Consider the following 4,577-nt stretch of genomic DNA (forward strand, 5'->3'; position numbering starts at 1 on the left):
TGGTGGAAAAACGGCCAAAATCCGCAAAGACGCGCCAAAGTCATAATAAGCGATCACAAAGACGGCGAGATCATCGCGCGCGTGATTTCGTTTTTCGGTATCGGCGCGATCAGGGGCAGTAGCTCAAAAGGCGCGGTAAAAGCCCTCGCGCAAAGCTTTAGAGAGCTAAAAAGCGGCACCGACGTCATCATCACCCCGGACGGTCCGCGCGGTCCGTATCACAGCGTCGCCGACGGAGCCGTCGTCATCGCGCAAAAGCAAAATGCGCAAATACAAATTTTAAACTACGAAGCGAGTAAATTTTGGCAACTAAAAAGCTGGGATAAGATGATAATCCCAAAGCCTTTTAGCGAGATTTCTTATACACTCTCGCCGCCTTTTAGCGTGACAGGCATGAAGCTAGAAGCCGCAAGAGAGCAGATAAAAAAGGAGATGGAAAAATGAGCTCAAAGACCGTTATTTTAATTATCGGAGCGCTTTTGGCGGCTATTTTTGTCTCATTTGTTACGCTTAGTCCGTCTTACAAAAACGCGCTTGGAGCCAAATTTTACTACGAAATGGGCGATTACGAAACCGCCTATAAGCTCTCAAAATCAGCCTACCATAAAGACATTTACAACAAACTAGCCCACACCGTGATGGTGCAAAGCGAGATCTCGCAAAAATACGCTCTCTACATCGCCCGTTCAAACGGATATTTAGAAAATATCCAAAAAATCAGCAAATCAGGCAAGGTAAGCAAAGTAAATTTAGATAAAATTCGCATGATGTGCGACATCGCCGTGAGCGACTATGCAGAGCTTAAACCGTCAAATTTGACAGACTCAGACCTGCAAGAAGAAGCAAAACGAATAAAAGATAAATTTTTAACCCTACAAAAAGAGCTGTTTTAACTCTATTTTATGGCTTTTTGGGTATTATAACGCATCGTAATTTTTAGGAGAAATCTTTGCTGATACGTCGTTTTTTTAGCGTCTTATATCTTAGCGCCGTTATCCAGTCTAAAAAATGCATATTTTACGGCGAAGCATACAAGGGTGCAACTCCGATCAAAACGATAAAAAATGAATTTGACCTAGATGAGTCCGGCAAAATTTCCGAAAGAATAAAAGAGTACTTACAAAATCTACAAAAAGAGTATAAATGGGTTTATATTTCGCTATTTTTTGATGCGCTCGAGCAAGGAGCGTTTGAAGCTAAAAACGCCGAAAATCTTGAAAAACTAGGCATAAAAACAAAGGAAATAGCTTGCATAAATCCCGCTAAAAATTGGCTGATCTATGCAAAACTTTCAGACGTTAAAGCCGCCGAGAGTAAATTTGGTGATACGGACATAGACGTACTTTATTCGCCCATAGTACTTATACAAAAAGAGATCGAGAAACAAAAATTATCTACGGCAAAGACGCTTTTTATTTATGCCTGCAAAGAAATTTTCGCCATCTGCATTACATCAGGTAACGGCGCAAAATACGCCACGGTTTGTAAGCTAGATGAGGACGACGGCGACGAGAACGTCGAATTTGATAAAGAAAACAGCGACGAGATAGATGATTTTATCACGAATGTAGACGAAAGCTTTAACAACATGGACGGTCTAGAAAATTTAGACGATATGTTAAAGACCGGCGATAGCCAAGAGGAGTTTGCCGACCTAGACTACGATATAAATATGCCAGAATCCACCGATGTAACCGCCTCGGTATCGATATTTGGGCGCGATATGAGTATGTACCGGTATATATCGTTAGCGCTTAAAGAATTTTATTCAAATCCTCTATACGAAGGCGATTTTATCGAAAATGTCGTGATTTTCGACGCTACAGAGAGGACGAGCGCTACGTTTTTACACTATCTAGAAAACGAACTCTTAGTAAAAACCGCCGTTTATCCCGTCGATACGCTAAAAACGATGACCGAGCTAATGAAAAAAGAGTTGGAAAATGACTAGTTATAGCTTTATAAGACCTCAGAAAAAACCGATTTTTAACCTTTTTAGCAAAATTTGGCTGTTTTTTATCGCTACGATAGTGTTGCTTTTTGCTGCGGTAAATTTCTTTGTTGAGTTTAAAAGTAACTCGCTACGAAACGAAACGCAAATTTTAAAACAAAAACAAGAGCAGACGCAAGAGCAAATCAAACAAGCCGACGAGCTCACTGCGCTTTTAAAGCAAAGAAGAGATAGCGCAAACGAGATAGCGGCCTCAAATGCCGTCTTAAAACAAAGCCTGCGCAATCTACTCGATCTTGTCCCCTCAAGCATCACGCTACACGAGATCTCGATGGATAAAAACTCACTCGTCGTAAAAGGCACTACGCCTAGCCGAGATATTTACAATATGTTACTCGCCACACCGCTAAAGTCGATTTTTAACACGTCAAATACCTCTTTTTATCAACTAGATAGCGGCTGGCTAAATTTCATCAGCACAAATAAAACCGACAGCTTAGAGGGTAAAAATGAGTAAAGATAGAAGCCTACAAAATATCGACGTTACCAAATTACTCATCTATATTCTAATTTTTATAGTCGCTTGCCTTGTGATGATATTTGGCTTTTTAGTACCGAGTATCAAAGAATACAAGCAGGTCAAATACGAAAGTCGCATGCAAATCGCCGCAAGTGCGCAAACGCAAAGGCTCTACGACACCAAATCAAAAGCCCTAAACGAGATAAAGCAAAACGACAAGGCCGTATTAGACGCTCTTGAAAACAAATTTGACGTAGAGAATTTTACTCAATTTGCCTCAAAGTACTTTATGAACGTAAATCTAAGCGAGCCAAAAGAGGCCGCAAAAAACGGCGAGATCTCAGTCTATGAGCTAACGGTAATGGGCTCCATGAAAACTCCTGCTAAATTTTACGAGTTTATGGATGCGCTACAAAGCTACGAAAATATCGTAAAAATCGACTTTCCGATCAAAATGCGCAAGGATGCCGAAAAAATCGACGCGACCTTTGGTGTCAAAATTTACAGCTTAAGATAAATCAAAGTTTTTACTCTCCGCTTTTTGTATAATCCTTAAAATTTAAGTTAAGGATAAAAAATGATTAAATTTAATAACGCCGCCGTTGCCTTGGCGACTGCGATCTTAAGGGATTATCTTAACGGAACGGTAAATTTTTTCGCCTCTAGAAAAGCTGCAAAATCCGAACTAACGAAACTCACGCCGGCCGATTTTAAAAACGTGCGCGCAAATTTGCTAAATTTAGGCTTTAAGAGCGAGTTTATCGATGAAAACGCCGCCGAGCTATCAGAAATCCTGCGCGGTATCCTAACAGCCGAGCGCCCCAATTTACCAAAAGACCACCCTATCGCCACCTACATCGACGAAAACGATGCCACGCGCGAACTAATCGCAAAGGCAAAAGAGCTGCTAAAAAAGAAATTTATCAAAAACGAATGGCTTGAAATTTACGACAAACTGGGCGGCTTTAACAGAACGCACTTTGCTAGAAAACAGCACCAGCTCTACTCAATGCTCGAAAACAAGGGATTTGACCGCCCATCGCGCTTTATGTGGAGCTTTGATAACAAGGTCCGCGACGGTATCGCCGCAGCGCGCGAGCTGCTAGAGTGCGGCAAGGCGGATGAGTTTATCGCGGCTCAGCACGAGATCTACGAAAATCTACTCGATCTGCTCGGACGCGAGGAGGCGGCACTCTATCCGACGTCGCTGGAGCTAATCAGCGAGGATGAGTTTCGCGCGATGAGACGAGGTGATGACGAGATCGGGTATTTTCTCATCGAAAAGCCGAGCGAATTTTATCCGTTAAATTTGGAGTCCGGTAGCAGCTCGGAGGCAAATTTAAAGGACGTAAATTTACAAAGCGAGTCAAATTTAAGCGCGGCAAATTTACAAAACGACAACCTAAACGAAGCGGTTTTAAATCCGAATTTCCTAAAAGAGCTGTCAAATTTGATGAGTAAATACGGGCTAAATCCAAACGCAAACAGCGATAAAAACGCCGTTTTTGACGTCGCTACGGGCAAGCTCACGCTAGAGCAAATCAACCTCATTTATAAGCATATGCCCGTTGACCTCTCCTTCGTCGATGAAAACGAGATCGTGAAATTTTACACCGACACCAAGCACCGCGTATTTCCGAGGAGTGCCGGCGTCATCGGGCGCGACGTAAAAAACTGCCACCCGCGCGAGAGCGTAGCTAGCGTGTTAGAGATCATCGATGCGTTTCGCAAGGGCGAGCGCGATGAGATCGACTTTTGGCTGGAGCTTCACGGCAAATTTATCTACATCTACTACGTGGCCGTGCGCGATGAAAATGGCGTATTTAAGGGGGTGCTAGAGATGATGCAAGACGTCACGCGCATCCGCAGCCTAGAGGGCAAACGCACGCTGGTGACGTGGGACGATCTAAAGAAAAAGTACGGGGAGTAATAGTTTATAACTCATAAAATTACTTAAACTTAATAGCCCTTGGCTGCTAAGTTTAAAATATTGCAAATCAATTTTTGCTTGTATCTTAAATATCTATAAGCTCATGATCATATCTGCTTTTATACATGCTAATTTTTATTTTTTCATTCTTTAGAAGCCCTTTTAAGGCATACGAT

The 4,577-nt window shown here is 42.3% G+C and carries 6 protein-coding genes; all 6 read left to right on the forward strand.

Features of this window, described 5'->3' with window-relative positions; all coding sequences use genetic code 11:
- Positions 1 to 444 (forward strand): lysophospholipid acyltransferase family protein (locus tag Q0546_RS09285; protein WP_298792447.1); only part of this gene is annotated, 444 nt, incomplete at its 5' end.
- The gene (locus tag Q0546_RS09290; protein WP_002949984.1) at positions 441 to 893 is read left to right on the forward strand and encodes a hypothetical protein; all 453 of its coding nucleotides are present in this window, start codon (positions 441 to 443) and stop codon (positions 891 to 893) included. The genes Q0546_RS09285 and Q0546_RS09290, both read left to right, overlap by 4 nt.
- A 56-nt stretch (positions 894 to 949) precedes the next feature.
- Positions 950 to 1,951: a hypothetical protein gene (locus Q0546_RS09295; protein WP_298792449.1), complete on the forward strand. Its 1,002-nt coding sequence runs from the start codon at positions 950 to 952 to the stop codon at positions 1,949 to 1,951.
- Positions 1,944 to 2,468 carry a hypothetical protein gene (locus tag Q0546_RS09300; RefSeq protein ID WP_298056683.1) on the forward strand — a complete coding sequence of 175 codons (525 nt, stop codon included), beginning with the start codon at positions 1,944 to 1,946 and terminating at the stop codon, positions 2,466 to 2,468. Before Q0546_RS09295 ends, Q0546_RS09300 begins: the two co-directional genes overlap by 8 nt.
- Complete coding sequence (locus Q0546_RS09305; protein ID WP_298792451.1) at positions 2,461 to 2,988, forward strand: hypothetical protein; 528 nt, start codon at positions 2,461 to 2,463, stop codon at positions 2,986 to 2,988. Before Q0546_RS09300 ends, Q0546_RS09305 begins: the two co-directional genes overlap by 8 nt.
- Before the next feature lie 60 nt (positions 2,989 to 3,048).
- Entirely contained in the window at positions 3,049 to 4,401 is a 1,353-nt protein-coding gene (locus Q0546_RS09310) for a PAS domain-containing protein (protein WP_298792453.1), read from the forward strand.
- Positions 4,402 to 4,577: the final 176 nt, after the last annotated feature.

Source organism: uncultured Campylobacter sp. (genome assembly GCF_937997465.1).
Lineage (GTDB): Bacteria > Campylobacterota > Campylobacteria > Campylobacterales > Campylobacteraceae > Campylobacter_A.